Genomic DNA, 16067 nt, shown 5'->3' on the forward strand with positions numbered 1-16067 from the left:
CTGTGGCCGCACCGGGCACAAGCGGAGCGGGCGGGGCCGCAGCCCCGCCCGCTCGTTCGCCACACCCGTCGAAGTGACGTTTCGCTAGGGCGTCACCCGAAAACGTGACCCAGCGTGCGCGCGGCGCGCTCCGCATCGGCGAAACCGACGTAGAGCGGGGTGAACCCGAAGCGCAGGACATCGGGCGCCCGGAAGTCCCCGACGACCCCGCGGGAGATGAGCTCGGCCATCACCTCGCGGGCCCCCTCGGCCCGCAGTGAGACCTGGCTGCCGCGCTCGGCGTGCCCGGCCGGGGTGACCACCTCGATCTTCCCCTCCGGGACGTACCGGGCCACGCACTCCAGGAAGAAGTCCGTCAGCGCGAGGGACTTGGCGCGGACGTCCTCGACCGCCACGCCCTCCCACACCCCGAGGGCCGACTCCAGCGCCAGCATGGACAGGATGTCCGGCGTCCCGACGCGCGCCCGGGCCGCGCCCTCGGCCGGCTCGTAGCCCGGGGTCATCGCGAACGGCTCGGCGTGGCTGTTCCAGCCGGGGAGCGGGGAGTCGAAGGCGCCCTGGTGGCGGGCGGCCACGTACACGTACGCCGGGGAGCCGGGCCCGCCGTTGAGGTACTTGTACGTGCAGCCCACCGCGAGGTCGACGCCGTGCGCGTCGAGGCCGACCGGCAGGGCGCCCGCGCTGTGGCACAGGTCCCAGACGATCAGGGCGCCCGCGGCGTGCGCGGCCGCGGTGAGGCCGGGCAGGTCGTGGAGCCGGCCGCTGCGGTAGTCGACGTGGTTGAGCAGCACCACGGCGGTGTCGCCGTCGATCGCGCGCGGCGCGTCGGCGGGGTCGACGGGGACGAGTTCCAGGCCGGTCAGCCGGGCGGCGGAGGCGGCGATGTAGCCGTCCGTCGGGAACGTGGTCGCGTCGACCAGCAGCTTCGTCCGGCCGGGTACGGCCATACGGGCGGCGCCGACCAGGGCCTTGAAGAGGTTGACGCTGGTGGAGTCGCCGACCGTCACCTGACCGGGGGCCGCGCCGACGAGCGGGGCGATGAGGTCGCCGATCCGCTCGGGGGCGGTCCACCAGCCGCTCTCGTCCCAGGACCGGATGAGGAGCTCGCCCCACTGGCGGCGGACGACGTCTGCCAGCGCGTCGGGGACGGCGGCCGGAAGCGCGCCGAGGGAGTTCCCGTCGAGGTAGACGACCCCGTCGGGGAGGGTGAAGCGCTCACGGAGCTTGGCGAGGCCGTCCAGGGCGTCGAGCCGCGCCGCGCGCTCCGCCAGGTCGGTCGTGGCGTCGGTGTCAGACATGGCTGCGGGCCGTCCAGAGCTCGGGGAAGACGTTCTTCGTGGCGCGCTTCTCCAGCCAGGTCACCCCGGCGGAGCCGCCCGTGCCCGTCTTCGCCCCCATCGCGCGGCGGGTCGCCACCAGGTGGTCGTTGCGCCAGCGCCAGACGAGTTCCGCGACGTCCGTGAGGACCTCGCCCAGCCGGTGCAGGTCGGCGTGGCCGCCGTCGGGCTCGGCGTACAGGGCCGTCCAGACCGCCTCGACCTCCGCCGACGGCTCGTAGCGCAGCGCGAGGTCGCGCGTCAGGACCGACTGGGGGACGGGCAGGCCGCGGCGGGCCAGCAGGCGCAGGGTCTCGTCGTAGAGGCTGGGCTCCTGGAGGGCCTTCTCCAGCTCCCCGTGGACGCGCGGCGCGCCCCGGTGCGGGACCAGCATGGACGCCGACTTCTCGCCCAGCAGGAACTCCATCCGGCGGTACATCGCCGACTGGAAACCGGAACCCTCGCCCAGCGCCGAGCGGTAGGCGTTGAACTGCGAGGGGGTGAGCTGCGCGAGGGGCCGCCAGGAGGCGTTCAGAGCCTCCAGCTCGCGGAGGGATCGTTTCAGCGCGTCCATCGCGACCGGGATGCGGTCCTCGCGCAGGGCGCGGGCCGCCGTCTCCCACTCGTGGACGATGACCGTGAACCACAGCTCCATGACCTGGGTCGTGACCAGGAAGACCATCTCGCCGGGGTCGTCCGAGCGGAGGTGCTGGAGGTGGGTGAGGACGTCTGCCTGGACGTAGTCCTCGTACGGGGTGGTGCCGGCGAAGTCGAGGTTCGGGGTGTCCGAACCGGCTCCGGAGGCATCAAGGGCGTGCGACATTTCTGTCTCCTCGACACGTGCTTCCGGGTAGCGGTCCGCTCCTTCCGTGAGGTAAGTGGAGCCCCGGTCCCCTGCCTCGCATCATAAGCAGGGGATCCGGAAGCCCTCTAGGGCGAACGCCGGCAGTTATACGAGCGTGTCCGCGGCCGTGGCCGAGGAGTCGCGCAGGAAGGTGGAGCAGCGCTCGTACTCCTCCTTCTCGCCGATGGCCCCGGCGGCGCGGGCCAGGGCGTGCAGGGCGCGCAGGAAACCGCGGTTCGGCTCGTGCTCCCACGGCACCGGCCCGTGGCCCTTCCAGCCGGCCCGGCGCAGCGCGTCCAGGCCCCGGTGGTAGCCGGTGCGGGCGTACGCGTACGACTCGACCGTGTGGCCGGCCTCGAAGGCGCGGTCCGCGAGGGTGGCCCAGGCGAGGGAGGAGGTCGGGTGCGCGGCGGCGACCTCGGCCGGGTCGGTCCCGGCGGCGAGGGCCTCGCGGGGCGCGGGCTCGTCGGGCAGGTGGGTGGGGGCGGGGCCCCCGAGCAGGTTCTGGTGAATCGACATGGCCTCAGTGTGTCCGATGGGCCGCGCGCCCGGGGGCCGGGTGCTCACCGCAGGGCGCCCGCCCGGGGCCGTGCCGCCGGGTGCCGGGGCCCCGGCGGGGCGGCCGCCGCGCGGCCCACGGCCAGCTCGCGGCGCAGCACCGGGACGATCCGCTCCCCCAGCAGGTCGACCTGTTCCAGGGCGGTCTTCAGCGGCAACCCCCCGTGGTCCACGGCGAAGAGCTGGCGCTGGTAGTCCCCGTAGGCCTCCCGGAAGCCGAGGATCTTCTCGACGGCCTCGTCGGGGCTGCCCACGACCAGCGGGGTCCGGGCCGCGCACTCCTCCAGGGAGTACCGGCCCCCGTACGCCGGGGAGCGGTCGAAGTACGGGCGGAACTCGCGCACCGCGTCCTGCGAGCGGGGGCGCACGAAGACCTGCCCCCCGATCCCGACGACGGCCTGCTCGGCCGTGCCGTGGCCGTGCTCGGCGTACCGGGTCCGGTACAGGTCCACGAGGCGGGCGTGGTGCTCGACGGGTCCGTGGAGGTTGTCGGCGAAGAAGCCGTCGCCGTAGTACGCGGCCCGCTCGGCGGTCTCCGGCGAGCGCAGCGCCGCGTGCCACACGAAGGGCGGTACGCCGTCCAGCGGGCGGGGCGTGGAGGTGAAGCCGTCGAGGCGGGCGCGGGAGCGGCCCCGCCAGTCGACCTGCTCCTCGCGCCAGAGCCGGTGCAGCAGGGCGTAGTTCTCCCGGGCCAGCTCGTGGCCGTGGCGCAGGTCCTGGCCGAACCAGGGGTAGACGTCCGGGGTGTCGCCGCGGCCGGTCATCAGGTCCACGCGGCCGTCGGCGAGGTGCTGGAGCAGCGCGAACTCCTCCGCGACGCGCACGGGGTCGTTCGTGGTGACGAGGGTGGTGGCGGTGGACAGGACGAGCCGGCGGGTACGGGCGGCGACGTGGGCGAGCAGGGTCGGTGGCGCGGAGCAGACGTAGGGCGGGTTGTGGTGCTCGCCGACGGCGAACACGTCGAGGCCGGCCTCCTCCGCCCGGACGGCGAGGGTGGTCATGGCCTTGATCCGCTCGTACTCGGTCGGTGTCCGGCCGCCCAGGGGATCGGGGGCCACCTCACCGATCGAGAAGATCCCGAACTGCACCCTGCCGCCCCGCCTCTCGTGCCGATGTCGTACGCCCGGCGGTGCGGTGCCGGGGGGCAGGCCCCGGCACCGCGGTCCGTGGGGGGCCACCGGGGCCCGGAACAGGACCGTGCCGGATCCCCGGGCGACGGGCCAGGGCCGTTCCGGCAGTCCGTCAAGTCGGGGGCCGAGGCGGGGGGTGGTGGGGTCCCCACCACGTTCGGGCCAAGTGCGGTGCCCGGCGCACCTCCCCGGAAGAGGGGTACTCGAAGGACGGTGGGGGTGTAGTCGATGCGCGTCTAGGGGGACACGTCGTGGCAACGATCATGAGCAGCAGCACCGTCACGGGTACGGGGACGATCACAGCGGACCGCGGCGGAACGCCCGGCGGGGCCGGCGGAGGGACCGGGGAACCGGCCACGGCCGCCGCGCACGAGGCCGCCGACGACCTCTGCGCCGCCGTCTTCGGCTCGTTGCGCCGCAGGGACCAGCGCGAGAAGGGCCGACGGTACGTACGGGGGCTGCTGGCCCTCCCGGGCCGCAAGTCGATGCGCGGGATCGCCGGGCAGGTGGGCGGAGGGGCCGCCGAGCAGAGCATGCACCACTTCATCTCCAGCTCCACCTGGGACTGGGAACCGATCCGCGGCGCCCTCTCCGGCTACCTGGAGGCCACCGCCACGCCGACCGCCTGGGTGGCGCAGCCGATGGCGATCCCCAAGGGCGGCGAGCACTCGGTGGGCGTGGCGCACCGCTTCGACCCGCACCAGGGACAGATGTTCCGCGGTCAGCAGGCCTTCGGAACCTGGTTCGCGTCCGCCGGGCTGGTGACGCCGGTCGGCTGGCGGATGTTCCTCCCGGAGACGCAGGCGCCCGCGGGCCCGGACACCTCCGCGCCCGGCGCCCTCGCCGCACGGGCAGCGTACGAGGAGGCCGCGTACGAGGAGTCCGCCACCGCCGCCGTCATCGCGACCGTGCGCCGCACCACGGGCGCGCCCCGCCCCGTGGTGCTGGACGTCCGGCACATCGGCACCCGTTCGACGATGAACCGCTTCGCGGAGGCCGGGCTGCCGGTGATCGCCCGCGTCGACCCCGCGACCCCGCTGCTCGTCACCGACCCGGCGCTGCCCGGCCACGGCGCGGGCCCGCGCGGCGCCCGCGAGGTCCTGCGGTCGGTGCGCGGCCTGTGCACCCCGGTGGAGTGGACCGACCCGGACCCCGCGCACCCGCGGGGCCGCCACCGCAGCACCCTCGCGGTGGCCGTGCGCGTGATGATGCCCGACCCGTCCCCGGCCCGCCGACGACACCTGCTGCTGGTCGGCGAGTGGACGGACCCGCGCCGCGAACCTGCGCAGATGTGGGTGACGGACCTGGTGCGCCTTCCCGTGGGCCCGCTGCTGCGGCTCGCCAAGCAGGCGCTGCGCGTGGACTGCGCCGCCGAACACAGCGGCCGCGAGGCGGGGCTGCGCGATTTCACGGGCCGCGCCCTGCCCGGCTGGCACCGTCACGTCACGCTGGCCTCGATCGCCCACGCCGCCCGCGCCCTGACGGCGTAGGCGGACACGGACCACCCGGCCGCCTGCCCACCTGCCTGCCCACCCGGCCGGCCGCCCGCCCGCACCGTTCGGGCTCCCCGCCCTAACCTGCCTGTTCGGCCTGGTGCGCGGCGGTCCGGCGGTCGTGGAGGACGGTACGGGCCTTGCGCAGCCGCAGCGCCAGCTGGATTTCGAGGGCCTGCGCGGGTTTCTGCCAGTGCGGGCCCAGCAGTTCGGCGATGCGCTCCAGGCGGCGGGAGACCGTGTTGGTGTGTACGTGCAGGGCCTCGGCGGCGTGGGTGGGGCTGGCCCCGGAGGCGAAGTAGGCCTCCAGGGTGCGGGTCAGGTGCGTCAGCCGGTCGGTGTCGTACTCCAGGACGGGGCCGATGGTCGCGGCGATGAAGGACTCCACGTCGTGGTCGGCGGACAACAGCAGCCCGAGGAAGCCCAGTTCGCGCAGGGAGGCCGTACCGCCGACCCCGTCCAGGGCGGTCAGCGCGTCCAGGCAGCGCACGGCCTCGGCGTACGCGCGGGCCACCTCCCCCGCGGCGGCGGTGGGTCCCGCGGCGCCCGTGGAGACGGCGTGGCCGAGGAGCGGCGAGAGTTCGCCGGAGACCCGGTGCGCGGCGGCGGAGGCGTCGGTGCCGGGCAGCACCAGGACGATGCAGCCGCGGCGGACGCCCTTGAGGCCGCCCGCCCGGTACGCGTACGAGGACGCCCAGGCGACGGCCTTGCCCAGTTCGCCGCCCTCGGGCCGGGCGACGACCACCACGTGCGGGCGGTCGAGGTCGATGCCGAGCCGGCGGGTGCGCTCCAGCAGGTGCAGGTCGACGGAGTGCGGCCGCTCCAGCAGGTCGGCGAGGAGTTCGTCGTGCACGGGCCCTTCGGCGGCGGCGGTGCCGCGCTGGATCAGCATGAGGGAGGCCACGGACTGCGCGGCGAGCTGGAGCAGCCGGACGTCCTCATCGGCCAGGGGCGCCGACGCGCTCAGCAGCAGCACCCCGAGGTCCTCGGCGCCGGCGAGTACGGGGGCCAGCCACAGGTCGCCGGGCAGCCGGACCGGCCGCCGGTCGGTCAGCGCCTGGAGGGCCGCCTTGGCCACCGCCTCCTCGTCCAGACCGGGCAGTTCACCGGTGGCGGTCAGCGGCCGGCCGCCCGGGTCCCGTACCTGGAGCACGCCGTCCAGCGCGTCGGCGGTGGCACGGGCGAGGGTGGGCAGCCCGGCCCCGTCGAGGACCAGGCCGGCCAGCCGGGCGTGGCACTCCCACAGGTAACGGACCCGGGTGAGGGCGGTGTTGGTGCGCGAGCCGAAGGCCTCCAGCTCGGTGACCTCGTCCCGGGTCTGCTCCAGCAGGCGGGCCTTCTCGATGGCGACGGCGGCCAGGTCGGCGAGGGAGAGCATGATGCCGATCTCGTCCGGGGTGAAATGCCGTACCGCGCGGTCGGAGCCGTAGAGGGCGCCGAGGCTGGAATCCCCGCGCCGCAGCGGGACGGCGATGATCGCGTGCAGGCCCTCCGCCTCGACGACGGCGTCGATGCCGGGGGCGTGCGCGATGGCCGGGTCGGCGAGGTAGTCGGCGGTCCACACCGGGGAGCGGCGGGCCTGGGCGATGCTGCCGAGGCCCCGACCGGTGCCCAGTTCGAGGCCGACGTTGAGGGCGGTGGTCTCGCCCTCGGAGGTGCGTACGTACGCGGACCCGTCCGGGCGGCTGAGCGAGAGCCAGGCCATGTCGAAGCCCAGGAGGCGCCGGGCGCGGCGGGTGATCAGACGGAGCAGGCCGTCGATGTCGTAGGGGGAGGTGAGGTCGTGCGCGGTGTCCACTAGGGCGGTGAGGGCGGCTTCGCGCTGCTCGCGGCGGACGGTGCCGGCCCGGACCGAGCGGGCCAGTTCCACGGCGCGGGCGAGTTCCGCGAGGGCCTCCTCGTCGGTGCCCGTGACGTGGGCTTCGGCGAGCAGGGCGTCGTACCGGTCCGGTGGGGCGTCCGCCGCGAGTAGTTCCAGTACGGACAGTGCGCCCGATTCGTCCCCCGGCATTCCGCCATCCCCCGTCCGACCAGCTGCTTTCCGCCCGGCTCCCGAACCTAGGTTCCGTGCGGCGAGGGGTCAAGCAAGGCGCGCGGGGGCACCGGACCGGCCGTCCGCCGGACCCGGAGACCGGGCGGAACGAAGGCCGGGCCGGGCGTCGGGGGCGGAGGTCGGGCGTCGGGCGTCGGGGGCCGGGGGTCGGGGGTCGGGGGCCGGGGGCCGGGGGCCGGGCGTCAGGGGCCGGGCGTCAGGGCCGGGAGGCGCAGGCCAGGGCCGGGAGCGGGGCCAGGGTCAGGCCCGTCGGCGCGGGGCGCGGGGCCAGGGCGCGCTCTTCGGCCCGGCGCAGGGCGGCCAGGTAGGCATCGCCGGGGCGTCCCGCTCCGGCACCGCGCAGACCGGCCAGGGCCAGGCGCAGTTCGCGGTGGCGGCCGAGCGCGAGTTCCGCTTCGACCCACTGGCCGAGTACGGAGAGCCGGTCGGCGTCGAGCACGGCGATGCGCCCGCGGAGCCAGGGGCCGGCCGCGATCCCGTCCAGGGCGGGGCCGGTCCACAGGTCCAGGGCCCGCCGGAGCCGGGCGGCGGCCCGGGCGGAATCCCCGCGTCCCATGGCCCGGTAGCCGGCCCCGGCCTCGCGCTCGAACTCCCGCACGTCGCAGCGTCCGCCGCCGGTGTCGAGAAGATACCCGCCGGGACGTGTGGAGAGCACCGTTTCGGGAGTCCGTACCGAAGAAGGGCCCAGCGCCTCGGCGATCCGCTCGCGGAGGCGGCGTACGGCGGTGTGCAGGACGGCCCGGGCGTGCTCGGGCGGGACGCGGGAGGCGAGTTCGTCGGCGAGCACGGAGACCGGCACGACCCGGTCGGGACAGGCCGCGAGGACCGCGAGGACGTGCCGGGACTCCGGCGTGGGAGCCGTGATGGGCACACCGTTCTCGGTGACCCGAGGGGGGCCGAGCACTTCAATGTCCACGTGGTCCTCCCTGGGCAGGCAGCAAAAAAATAATACCCGGAAGGATCTTCTCGGGAAGGGGAGGCCCGCCCGAACGCCGTTTCAGCCGGAGGCCTCCCCGCACAGGTCCGCCTCGCCCGGGTCCGCCTCGCCCGGGTCCACCTCACCCGGGTCCACCCCGCCCGCGCAACCCACCCGGCACGCGTGGACGCCCTCCGGACCGAACAGGGCCCGCGCACCCCGCCCCGGCCGGGTGTCGAGCCGGATCGCCACGGCCGGCACCACCACGTTCGGCATCACGTGGGTGTACAGCTCCGACACCTGCGCGTCCAGGTCCAGGCGCAGCATCTGGGACATGGTGTTGAGCCCCGCGTACGCGCCCACGATCAGCCGCGACGGCACCACCGTGTCCACGTTGGGCAGCAGCTCGCCCCGCTCCTTCGCCTCTTCCAGCAGGGCCGCGTGCTGGTCGATCCAGGCCTGGTACGGGGCCGCCCGGTCGAGCTGGGCGCCGACGTGCTCCAGCGAGAGCCGGGCGCTCGCCCGGATCAGCGTCTCGTGCCGCAGCCGGTGCGAGAAGACCATGCCGATGTCCACGAACTCCTGCGCCTTGTAGGGCTGCGGGACCGTCGGCGGCTGCGTCTCGTTCTGGGCGTCGATGACCGCCTGGGCCAGGGCTTCCTTGGAGTCGAAGTGGAAGTAGAGGGCGCCCTTGGTGACCTTCGCGATGTTGACGATGTCCGAGAGCTTGGCCGGGTCGTAGCCGCGCTCCTCGAAGACCTCGGCCGCCGCCTCCAGGATCGCCCGACGCGTGCGCACCGCCCGGTCCTGCTTCACCTGGGGTCGCTTTGTCCTCATGTCTGGCGTCGCCTTCTCCTGGCCCGCCGGCTTTACATCCTCACGGGTACGTTTTTGTGTCTAGATTCCACACCATCGCGTGGCCACAAGTCCACCGACCCGGTCCCGCTCGATCAGATTGCCGGGCATCCGCCGCCACACCCTGCCCGAAAGGGCAGCAGAACGGGTCGGAGGTGGGGATTCCGGTCCATGACAAAGGGGGTCCGCCGGTCCGTTGCGGACCGGCGGACCCCCTTCGGGTCCTCGGTGCTGACTGCCTACTTCAGCTTGGTACCGGCGGAGCGCAGGTTGGCACAGGCCTCCGCGACGCGCTTGGCCATGCCGGCCTCGGCCAGCTTGCCCCAGGTGCGCGGGTCGTAGGTGGACTTCGTGCCGACCTCGCCGTCGACCTTCAGGACACCGTCGTAGTTGCGGAACATGTGGTCCGCGACCGGGCGGGTGAAGGCGTACTGGGTGTCGGTGTCGAGGTTCATCTTCACGACGCCGTTCTCCAGCGCGGTGGCGATCTCCTCGGCCGTGGAGCCCGAGCCGCCGTGGAAGACGAAGTCGAACGGCGAGGCCTTGCCGTACTTCTCACCGACGCCGGCCTGGAGGTCCTTGAGGAGCTCGGGGCGCAGGACGACGTTGCCCGGCTTGTAGACGCCGTGCACGTTGCCGAAGGAGGCGGCCAGCAGGTAGCGGCCCTTCTCGCCCAGGCCCAGGGCCTCGGCGGTGCGCAGCGCGTCCTCGACGGTGGTGTACAGCTCGTCGTTGATCTCGTGGCTGACGCCGTCCTCCTCGCCACCGGTCGGGGTGATCTCGACCTCAAGGATGATCTTCGCAGCGGCGGCCAGGGCGAGCAGCTCCTGGGCGATCGCCAGGTTGTCGGCCAGGGTCTCGGCGGAACCGTCCCACATGTGCGACTGGAAGAGCGGGTTCAGACCACGGGCCACGCGCTCGCGGGAGACCTCCAGGAGCGGACGTACGTAGCCGTCCAGCTTGTCCTTGGGGCAGTGGTCGGTGTGCAGCGCGACCGTGACGTCGTACTTGGCGGCGACGACGTGCGCGAACTCGGCCAGGGCGACAGCGCCGGTGACCATGTCCTTGTTGTACTGGCCACCCAGGAACTCGGCACCGCCGGTGGAGATCTGGATGATGCCGTCGCTCTCGGCCTCCGCGAAGCCGCGCAGCGCGGCGTGCAGGGTCTGGGTCGAGGTCACGTTGATGGCCGGGTAGGCGAACTTGCCTGCCTTCGCCCGGTCGAGCATCTCGTTGTAGATCTCGGGGGTTGCGATGGGCATCTGTCCGCTCCTTGGTTGTGCGGGGAAGGGTGCTGATTGCGGGCCCTGACCTGGGGGCGACGTCATCGTCGCGCCTATCTTTCCAGACTCGGCGCGCCACTCCACCCCCCTCACCACCCGACGGAGTGCGAAGCGGGCGGAGTGTTTCACGTGAAACACTCCGCCCGATCCGAAAAGGGCAGGTCAGAACCGGCTCAGCGGCGTCTCGGGACCTTCGTCACGAGTCGTCGCGCAGCATCCCCACGAGCGGGACCCGAGCCGGACCGGGGGTCAGGAGAGGCCCAGGTCGCCCAGCCGGTAGCCGGTCAGGTACGGCAGCCCGGCCGCGGCGATGGCGTCGGCCGCGCCCCGGTCCACGATGGTCGCGACGGCGACGACCTCGCCGCCGGCCTCGCGGACCGCCTCGACGGCGGTCAGCGGGGAGCCGCCGGTGGTCGAGGTGTCCTCGACGACCAGGCAGCGCTTGCCCTTGACGTCGGTGCCCTCGATGCGGCGCTGCATGCCGTGGGCCTTCTGCGCCTTGCGGACGACGAAGGCGTCGAGGCGCGCGCCGCGGGCGGCGGAGGCGTGGAGCATCGAGGTGGCCACCGGGTCGGCGCCCAGGGTCAGGCCGCCGACGCAGTCGAAGTCGAGGTCGGCGGTGAGGTCGAGCATGACCTGCCCGACCATCGGGGCCGCCTCGCCGTCGAGGGTGATCCGGCGGAGGTCGATGTAGTAGTCGGCCTCCTTGCCGGAGGAGAGGGTCACCTTGCCGTGCACGACGGCCTTGTCCTTGATCTGCTGCAGAAGCGCATCGCGTACGTCAGTCATGCCCCGAGCTTAATTGCGCCCTACGGGAGCCGCCGCCAGGTCCAGGTGCTGGAGATCTCCAGCGGGTCGACGGGGGTGACCAGCTGCGGGAGGGTGTTCAGGCCGTTCGGCGGCCCGGACTGTGGCTCGACGCAGACGGCCTCGGGCTGCTCGTCGTAGACCACCACCCATTCGGCCCGGCTGGTGACCTTCAGTTCCAGCTGACCGGGCCAGGTGAGGGTGACGTCGACCCCCTCGGGCATGCCGAAGCAGTCGTCCCAGGGGCCCGGCTTCGGGGCGGTGCGGCGGCCGGTCGGGATGTGGTCCTCGCCGCGCTCCTCCTGCCAGGCCGGATCGAAGGCGATCTGCGCCTCGGGCCCGCCGGGCGTCAGGACGCGCTGGAACCAGGGGTGCCAGCCCGCCTGCGCCGGGAAGGAGTCCTCGTACGTCTCCACGCCCATGGTGAGCGTCAGCGCGTCCTCGGTGAGCTCGAAGACCTGGGTCACCCGGCCCGCGTACGGCCACGGGTCGGCGAGGTCGTAGACGAAGGCGGCCCGGGTCGCGCTCACCCCGGCGGGCTTCCAGGAGGCGTCGCGGCCGAAGCCGTGGATGGCGTGCGGGGGGTGGTTCAGGGGCAGCCGGTGGACGGTCGCCCCGTCGTGGAACCGCCCGTTCGCCGTCCGGCCGCACCAGGGGACCATGGGGAAGGACCCGAAGTGCGGGCCCTGGCGCAGCAGCTCGGTGCCGTCGACGCGCAGACTGCTGATCCGGCAGCCGTTCTCCCGGTCGATGGTGATGTCGGCGCCGCCGGCGCTCAGTCGCGTACTCATACGCCGACCCTACGGCCCGTCAGCGGCGGCGGCGCAACACCCTTCCGACGACGACGGCCGAGGCCAGGGCCAGGGCCGCCGCCGGGGCGATCCAGCGCATGCCGACTCCCGCGCCGACGGTGGAGGGGGCCGGTACGGGGGCGTAACGGCCGCGCGGGGGCGCGTGGTCGACCTCCTCGGCACTGCGGCCGATCATCGTGCGGCGGGCGTGGGCGGCCTCGGCCGGGGGGCGGGCGGAGCCGCCCGAAGCACCCGGGGCGGCGCCGGTGTCGGCGGGCTCGGGCGCCCCGTCGGCTCCGGGCGCCTCGATGAAGCCGGCTTCCGCGAAGGGGTCCGGGGAAGGGGGCGGCACCTCGGTCTCGAACACGGACGCGCTGGCCCCGGGCCCGGCCTCCCCCTCCTCACCGTTCCCCGCGCTGTCGTCCGCCCCGTTCGCCTGCGCCGCCTTTTCTGCCTCTTCCGCCTCTTCCGCCTCTTCCGCCTCCGCCACCGGGTCCTGCGGCCGCGGCCGGGCGTCGCGTTCGGGGCCGGGTCCGGCGGCCGCGGCGAGGTTCCCGGCGAGCCGGTCGAGGAGCCTGCGGGCGGCGGTGGCTGTGGCCTCGGGTTCGAAGGCGGCGGCGCGTCCGTCGACGGTGGCCTCCGCCGTGAACTCCAGCCGGGAACCGCCCTCGTGCGGGATCAGCCGCAGGCCGAGGGCGAGCTTGACGGTGCCGCTCCCGCGCACCTCGGCGCCCTCGCCCCCGGCGGCGAAGCGGCCGGGCTCCGGCTCGGTGAGGGACAGCGCCCCCCGGTAGGTCACCGTGCTCCCGCCGACCCGCACCCTGAGCCGCCCGGCGAGCGGCCCGGCCGCCGTGTCGGCGTCCTGCTGGAGCCCGGGGACGCAGCGGGCCACCCGGGCGGGATCGCGCAGCAGGGCGCGGAGATCGTCTGCCGGTACCGGAACGAACACCTGATGCTCCATGTGGTCGAGCCTACCGACGTGACCCGTCCGTGCACACGGACACGACAGTCCCGGGCCCCGGCGGGCCGGGATCAGGAGTAGCGCGGGTGCGGGAGCGTCGAGGGCGGGAGCCCGGTCAGCCGCGTCCGGGCCGCGTCCCGGGCGGAGTCCCGCAGGGCCCGGGTGGACACGGCGCGCAGGGCGGGCGTGTCCCGGTCGACCCGCAGCTCCGGGACGCGCTCGCGGGCGGCGAGTACGAAGCCCCAGTCCTGCGGGGGCGAGCCCGTGACCCCGGCGGTGCGGTCGGGGCCGGCGGCGAAGCCGGTGAGGCGGCCGCCCGCGCTGTAGGGGGTGGTGAGCAGCCCGGCCGCCCGGAGGGTGGAGTCGACGGTCCAGTAGGTGCGCGGCCGGGTGGTCAGGGGCCCGGCGTGGACGGCGAGCCGCCCGCCGGGGTTCAGGGCGCGCGCGGCCAGCCCGTAGAACTCCTGCGAGTACAGCTTCGTGCTCGGGGTGATGCCCGGGTCGGGGAGGTCGGAGACGATGACGTCGAAGCGGTCCCGGGCTGCCGGGCCCCGCAGCCAGCGGAAGGCGTCCTGCGTGACGACGCCGAGCCGGGGGTCCTCGTAGGCCTTGGCGTTGAGCGCGGAGAGCATGGGGTCGGTGCGGGCGAGTCGGACCACGCCGGGGTCGAGCTCGACGACGGTGACGGAGACGACGTCGCGGTAGCGCAGCACCTCGCGGGCGGCGAGTCCGTCACCCCCGCCGAGGACCAGCACGCGGGCGTGCGGGCCGGTCATGGCGGGGTGGACGAGGGCTTCGTGGTAGCGGTACTCGTCGTAGCCGGAGACCCGGAGCCGGCCGTCGAGGTAGAGGTCGAGGGAGCGCGGGGAGCCGGTGGCCGGGCCGGTCAGCACCAGTTCCTGCACTCCGGTCTGCACGGCGACGCGGACCTCCCCGCCGTAGACGGCGGTGCGGGCGACCCGTTCGAAGTCGTCGGCGAGCAGGGTCGCGGAGGCGAGGACGGCGAGGACGGTGGCGTTGGTGACGATCAGCAGCCAGCGGCAGCGGCGGCTGAGGTCGCGGCGGAACAGCCACAGGACGAGCCCGCCGCCGGCGACCGCGTTGACGGTGCCGGTGAGCAGGGCGCCGGTGAGCTGCCCGACCATCGGGAGCAGCAGGAAGGGGAAGGCGAGCCCGCCGACGAGGGCGCCCACGTAGTCGGCGGCGAAGAGGTCGGCGACGGCCCCGCCGGCGTCCTGTCGGCGGACGCGCTGGATGAGGACCATCAGCAGCGGGATCTCCGCGCCGATGAGCACCCCGATGGCGAAGGAGAAGGCGACGAGGGCCGGCCGCGGCTCCCCCAGCCAGGCGAAACTCGCGTACAGCGCCATCGCGGAGAAGCCGCCGAGCAGGGCGAGCGCGGCCTCGATGGCTCCGAAGCCGAAGGCGGGCCGGCCGCGGAGCCGTTTGGCGAGCAGCGAGCCGACGCCCATGGCGAAGACCATGACGGACAGCACCACCGACGCCTGGGTGACGGAATCCCCGATGAGGTACGAGCCGAGGGCGAGCAGCTCCAGTTCGTACACGAGCCCGCAGGCGGCGCAGACGAACACGGTGGCCAGGACGAGGAGTCGGCCGGTCCGGGGGCGTACGGGCAGGGCGGCCGGGACGGGCTGCACGCCCCGCGGCTCCGGCGCCGGGAGCACCCCGCGCGGGGCGGAACGGTCGATCATGCAGCGAACCGTACGTCACCGCCCACCCACACCCTGTCACCCACATGGGTGCAACTGGCGCACCGATCAGGCCAGTTGGCGTAATCGGCGGGCAACCGGCACGCAACGCCCGCGCCCTAGACGGTCACTCCCGTGCGCACGCCGACCCGGGTCCGGGTGGCCACCAGCTGGCCCTCCTGCGGGTACGCGTGCCAGGTCCGCCAGCGCACCTGACCCTCGTAGCGCTGGGCCAGCAGGGCGGTGAACGCGTGCGGATCGCCCGGGAAGGTGCCCGCTAGGCCGTTCGGGTGGTCCGCGACCAGCGCGAGCAGCTCCTGGGCCCGCCCCGCGAAGGAGCCGCGCGAGAGGGTCTCCACGCGCGCGGCGAACTCGTACTCCCAGTCGCCCACCCGCTTGGCCACGCCGAGCGGCAGCGGCGTACTGCTGCCGGGCATGCAGGCGACCGTCTCCGAACAGAGCACCTCGCCCTCCTCCAGGAGTACCTGATGGGAGGCCCCGAGCAGGCGCAACTCCACCTTCGCGTCCGCGAGCTGGAGGTTCAGCACGGCCAGGGCGGGCAGCCGCTCCCGTCCCAGGGCCCAGGCGAGATCGGCGGCACGCGTGTCGGTATAGGTGGTCTGGAGGGTCGTGAGCATGAGTCGGCTCCGCAAACGCGCGAGGGAGATGGGCCGGGGCCCGCCAGCGGTAGTCAACGGGTGGGGGGACACCGGCACGGGTCCACAGGAAGTCCAGGGAGGTCCGAGGACTGGTCTACTCAACCGAGGGAATCATGAAAGGCACGGCACTCACAGCGTTTTTACCCAACTTGACGGGGTTTACATCCCCCCGGGGGCTACTCGGTTCACGTGTTCAACAACATGCCGCCCGTACGCCGTAGCACCGGCCCGAACAAGAAGACGTACCAGGGAAGTTGTCCCCGCCGGAGCGCCCGTTCACGCGGCCCCGACAGGCCTCTCTCCGGTGTCAGCTCCCGGTGTCAGCTCCCAGTGTCAGCTGGACCCGCACCCTCCGCCACCGCAGGACGATCCGCACGAGGACGACGAACCGCAGGAGGACGAGGAGCCGCACGACGAGGAGGAACCACAGGAGGAGCCCCCTCCACCGCCCGCCCACCAGCCGCCGGAGCTGCTGCCGCCGCCGGAACCGCCTCCCCCGAAGAGCTTCTTGATCAGGACGATGCCGCCCACCACGGCCGCGACGACCAGCACGGAAAGGATCATGTCCTCGCCCCCTCTCTGACACCCGGTCCCCCGGGGCCCGGGATCCCCTCGTCCCGGTGTGCAGGGGGGATGCCCGCAGGCCAACACGGCCAAAGCGCACTTGAGCAACTCCAGAGGTTCCCCGCAGG

15 protein-coding genes are annotated in these 16067 nt (G+C 73.9%); 1 reads left to right on the plus strand and 14 read right to left on the minus strand.

What is annotated here, in order from left to right:
* Nucleotides 1-92 precede the first annotated feature (92 nt).
* The 4 genes from kynU to ACEPPI_RS11660 all read right to left on the minus strand — a co-directional run bounded on the left by kynU (nt 93) and on the right by ACEPPI_RS11660 (nt 3806).
* The gene (gene kynU / locus ACEPPI_RS11645) at nt 93-1298 is read right to left on the minus strand and encodes a kynureninase (RefSeq protein WP_373915152.1); all 1206 of its coding nucleotides are present in this window, start codon (nt 1296-1298) and stop codon (nt 93-95) included.
* Nucleotides 1291-2139, minus strand: a complete 849-nt coding sequence (locus tag ACEPPI_RS11650) for a tryptophan 2,3-dioxygenase family protein (RefSeq protein ID WP_266840049.1) — start codon at nt 2137-2139, stop codon at nt 1291-1293. The genes kynU and ACEPPI_RS11650 overlap by 8 nt, the downstream gene beginning before the upstream one ends.
* 126 nt (nt 2140-2265) lie before the next feature.
* The gene (locus tag ACEPPI_RS11655; protein ID WP_373915153.1) at nt 2266-2679 is read right to left on the minus strand and encodes a DUF3151 domain-containing protein; all 414 of its coding nucleotides are present in this window, start codon (nt 2677-2679) and stop codon (nt 2266-2268) included.
* Nucleotides 2680-2723: 44 nt separating this feature from the next.
* Nucleotides 2724-3806 (minus strand): CE1758 family FMN-dependent luciferase-like monooxygenase, encoded by a 1083-nt coding sequence (locus ACEPPI_RS11660; protein WP_373915154.1) that lies wholly within the window; start codon nt 3804-3806, stop codon nt 2724-2726.
* A gap of 305 nt (nt 3807-4111) precedes the next feature.
* Here ACEPPI_RS11660 and ACEPPI_RS11665 point away from each other — a divergent pair, with 305 nt between their 5' ends.
* Complete coding sequence (locus ACEPPI_RS11665) at nt 4112-5338, plus strand: IS701 family transposase (RefSeq protein WP_373915155.1); 1227 nt, start codon at nt 4112-4114, stop codon at nt 5336-5338.
* An 82-nt stretch (nt 5339-5420) separates the two neighbouring features.
* On the opposite strand, the gene ACEPPI_RS11670 is transcribed toward ACEPPI_RS11665, so the two are convergent.
* The 10 genes from ACEPPI_RS11670 to ACEPPI_RS11715 form a co-directional block, all read right to left on the minus strand.
* On the minus strand, nt 5421-7352 hold the full coding sequence (locus ACEPPI_RS11670; protein WP_373915156.1) for a helix-turn-helix domain-containing protein: 1932 nt from the start codon (nt 7350-7352) through the stop codon (nt 5421-5423).
* A gap of 238 nt (nt 7353-7590) precedes the next feature.
* Nucleotides 7591-8310: a BTAD domain-containing putative transcriptional regulator gene (locus ACEPPI_RS11675; protein ID WP_373915157.1), complete on the minus strand. Its 720-nt coding sequence runs from the start codon at nt 8308-8310 to the stop codon at nt 7591-7593.
* 81 nt (nt 8311-8391) lie between these two features.
* On the minus strand, nt 8392-9147 hold the full coding sequence (locus ACEPPI_RS11680; protein WP_373915158.1) for a ScbR family autoregulator-binding transcription factor: 756 nt from the start codon (nt 9145-9147) through the stop codon (nt 8392-8394).
* Between the two features lie 257 nt (nt 9148-9404).
* On the minus strand, nt 9405-10427 hold the full coding sequence (fbaA, locus tag ACEPPI_RS11685; RefSeq protein ID WP_373915159.1) for a class II fructose-bisphosphate aldolase: 1023 nt from the start codon (nt 10425-10427) through the stop codon (nt 9405-9407).
* 270 nt (nt 10428-10697) lie between these two features.
* On the minus strand, nt 10698-11237 hold the full coding sequence (gene pyrE, locus ACEPPI_RS11690; RefSeq protein WP_100660922.1) for an orotate phosphoribosyltransferase: 540 nt from the start codon (nt 11235-11237) through the stop codon (nt 10698-10700).
* A 20-nt stretch (nt 11238-11257) separates the two neighbouring features.
* Complete coding sequence (locus ACEPPI_RS11695) at nt 11258-12046, minus strand: aldose 1-epimerase (protein ID WP_373915161.1); 789 nt, start codon at nt 12044-12046, stop codon at nt 11258-11260.
* Nucleotides 12047-12065: 19 nt separating this feature from the next.
* Nucleotides 12066-13007 (minus strand): SRPBCC family protein, encoded by a 942-nt coding sequence (locus ACEPPI_RS11700; RefSeq protein ID WP_373915162.1) that lies wholly within the window; start codon nt 13005-13007, stop codon nt 12066-12068.
* Between the two features lie 71 nt (nt 13008-13078).
* Nucleotides 13079-14719, minus strand: a complete 1641-nt coding sequence (locus tag ACEPPI_RS11705; protein WP_373915163.1) for a polyamine aminopropyltransferase — start codon at nt 14717-14719, stop codon at nt 13079-13081.
* Between the two features lie 116 nt (nt 14720-14835).
* Complete coding sequence (locus ACEPPI_RS11710) at nt 14836-15354, minus strand: DUF2617 family protein (RefSeq protein ID WP_373915164.1); 519 nt, start codon at nt 15352-15354, stop codon at nt 14836-14838.
* Between the two features lie 354 nt (nt 15355-15708).
* Nucleotides 15709-15939 carry a hypothetical protein gene (locus ACEPPI_RS11715; RefSeq protein WP_373915165.1) on the minus strand — a complete coding sequence of 77 codons (231 nt, stop codon included), beginning with the start codon at nt 15937-15939 and terminating at the stop codon, nt 15709-15711.
* Nucleotides 15940-16067 lie beyond the last annotated feature (128 nt).

Source organism: Streptomyces sp. AB3(2024) (assembly GCF_041862025.1).
Classification (GTDB): Bacteria; Actinomycetota; Actinomycetes; order Streptomycetales; family Streptomycetaceae; genus Streptomyces.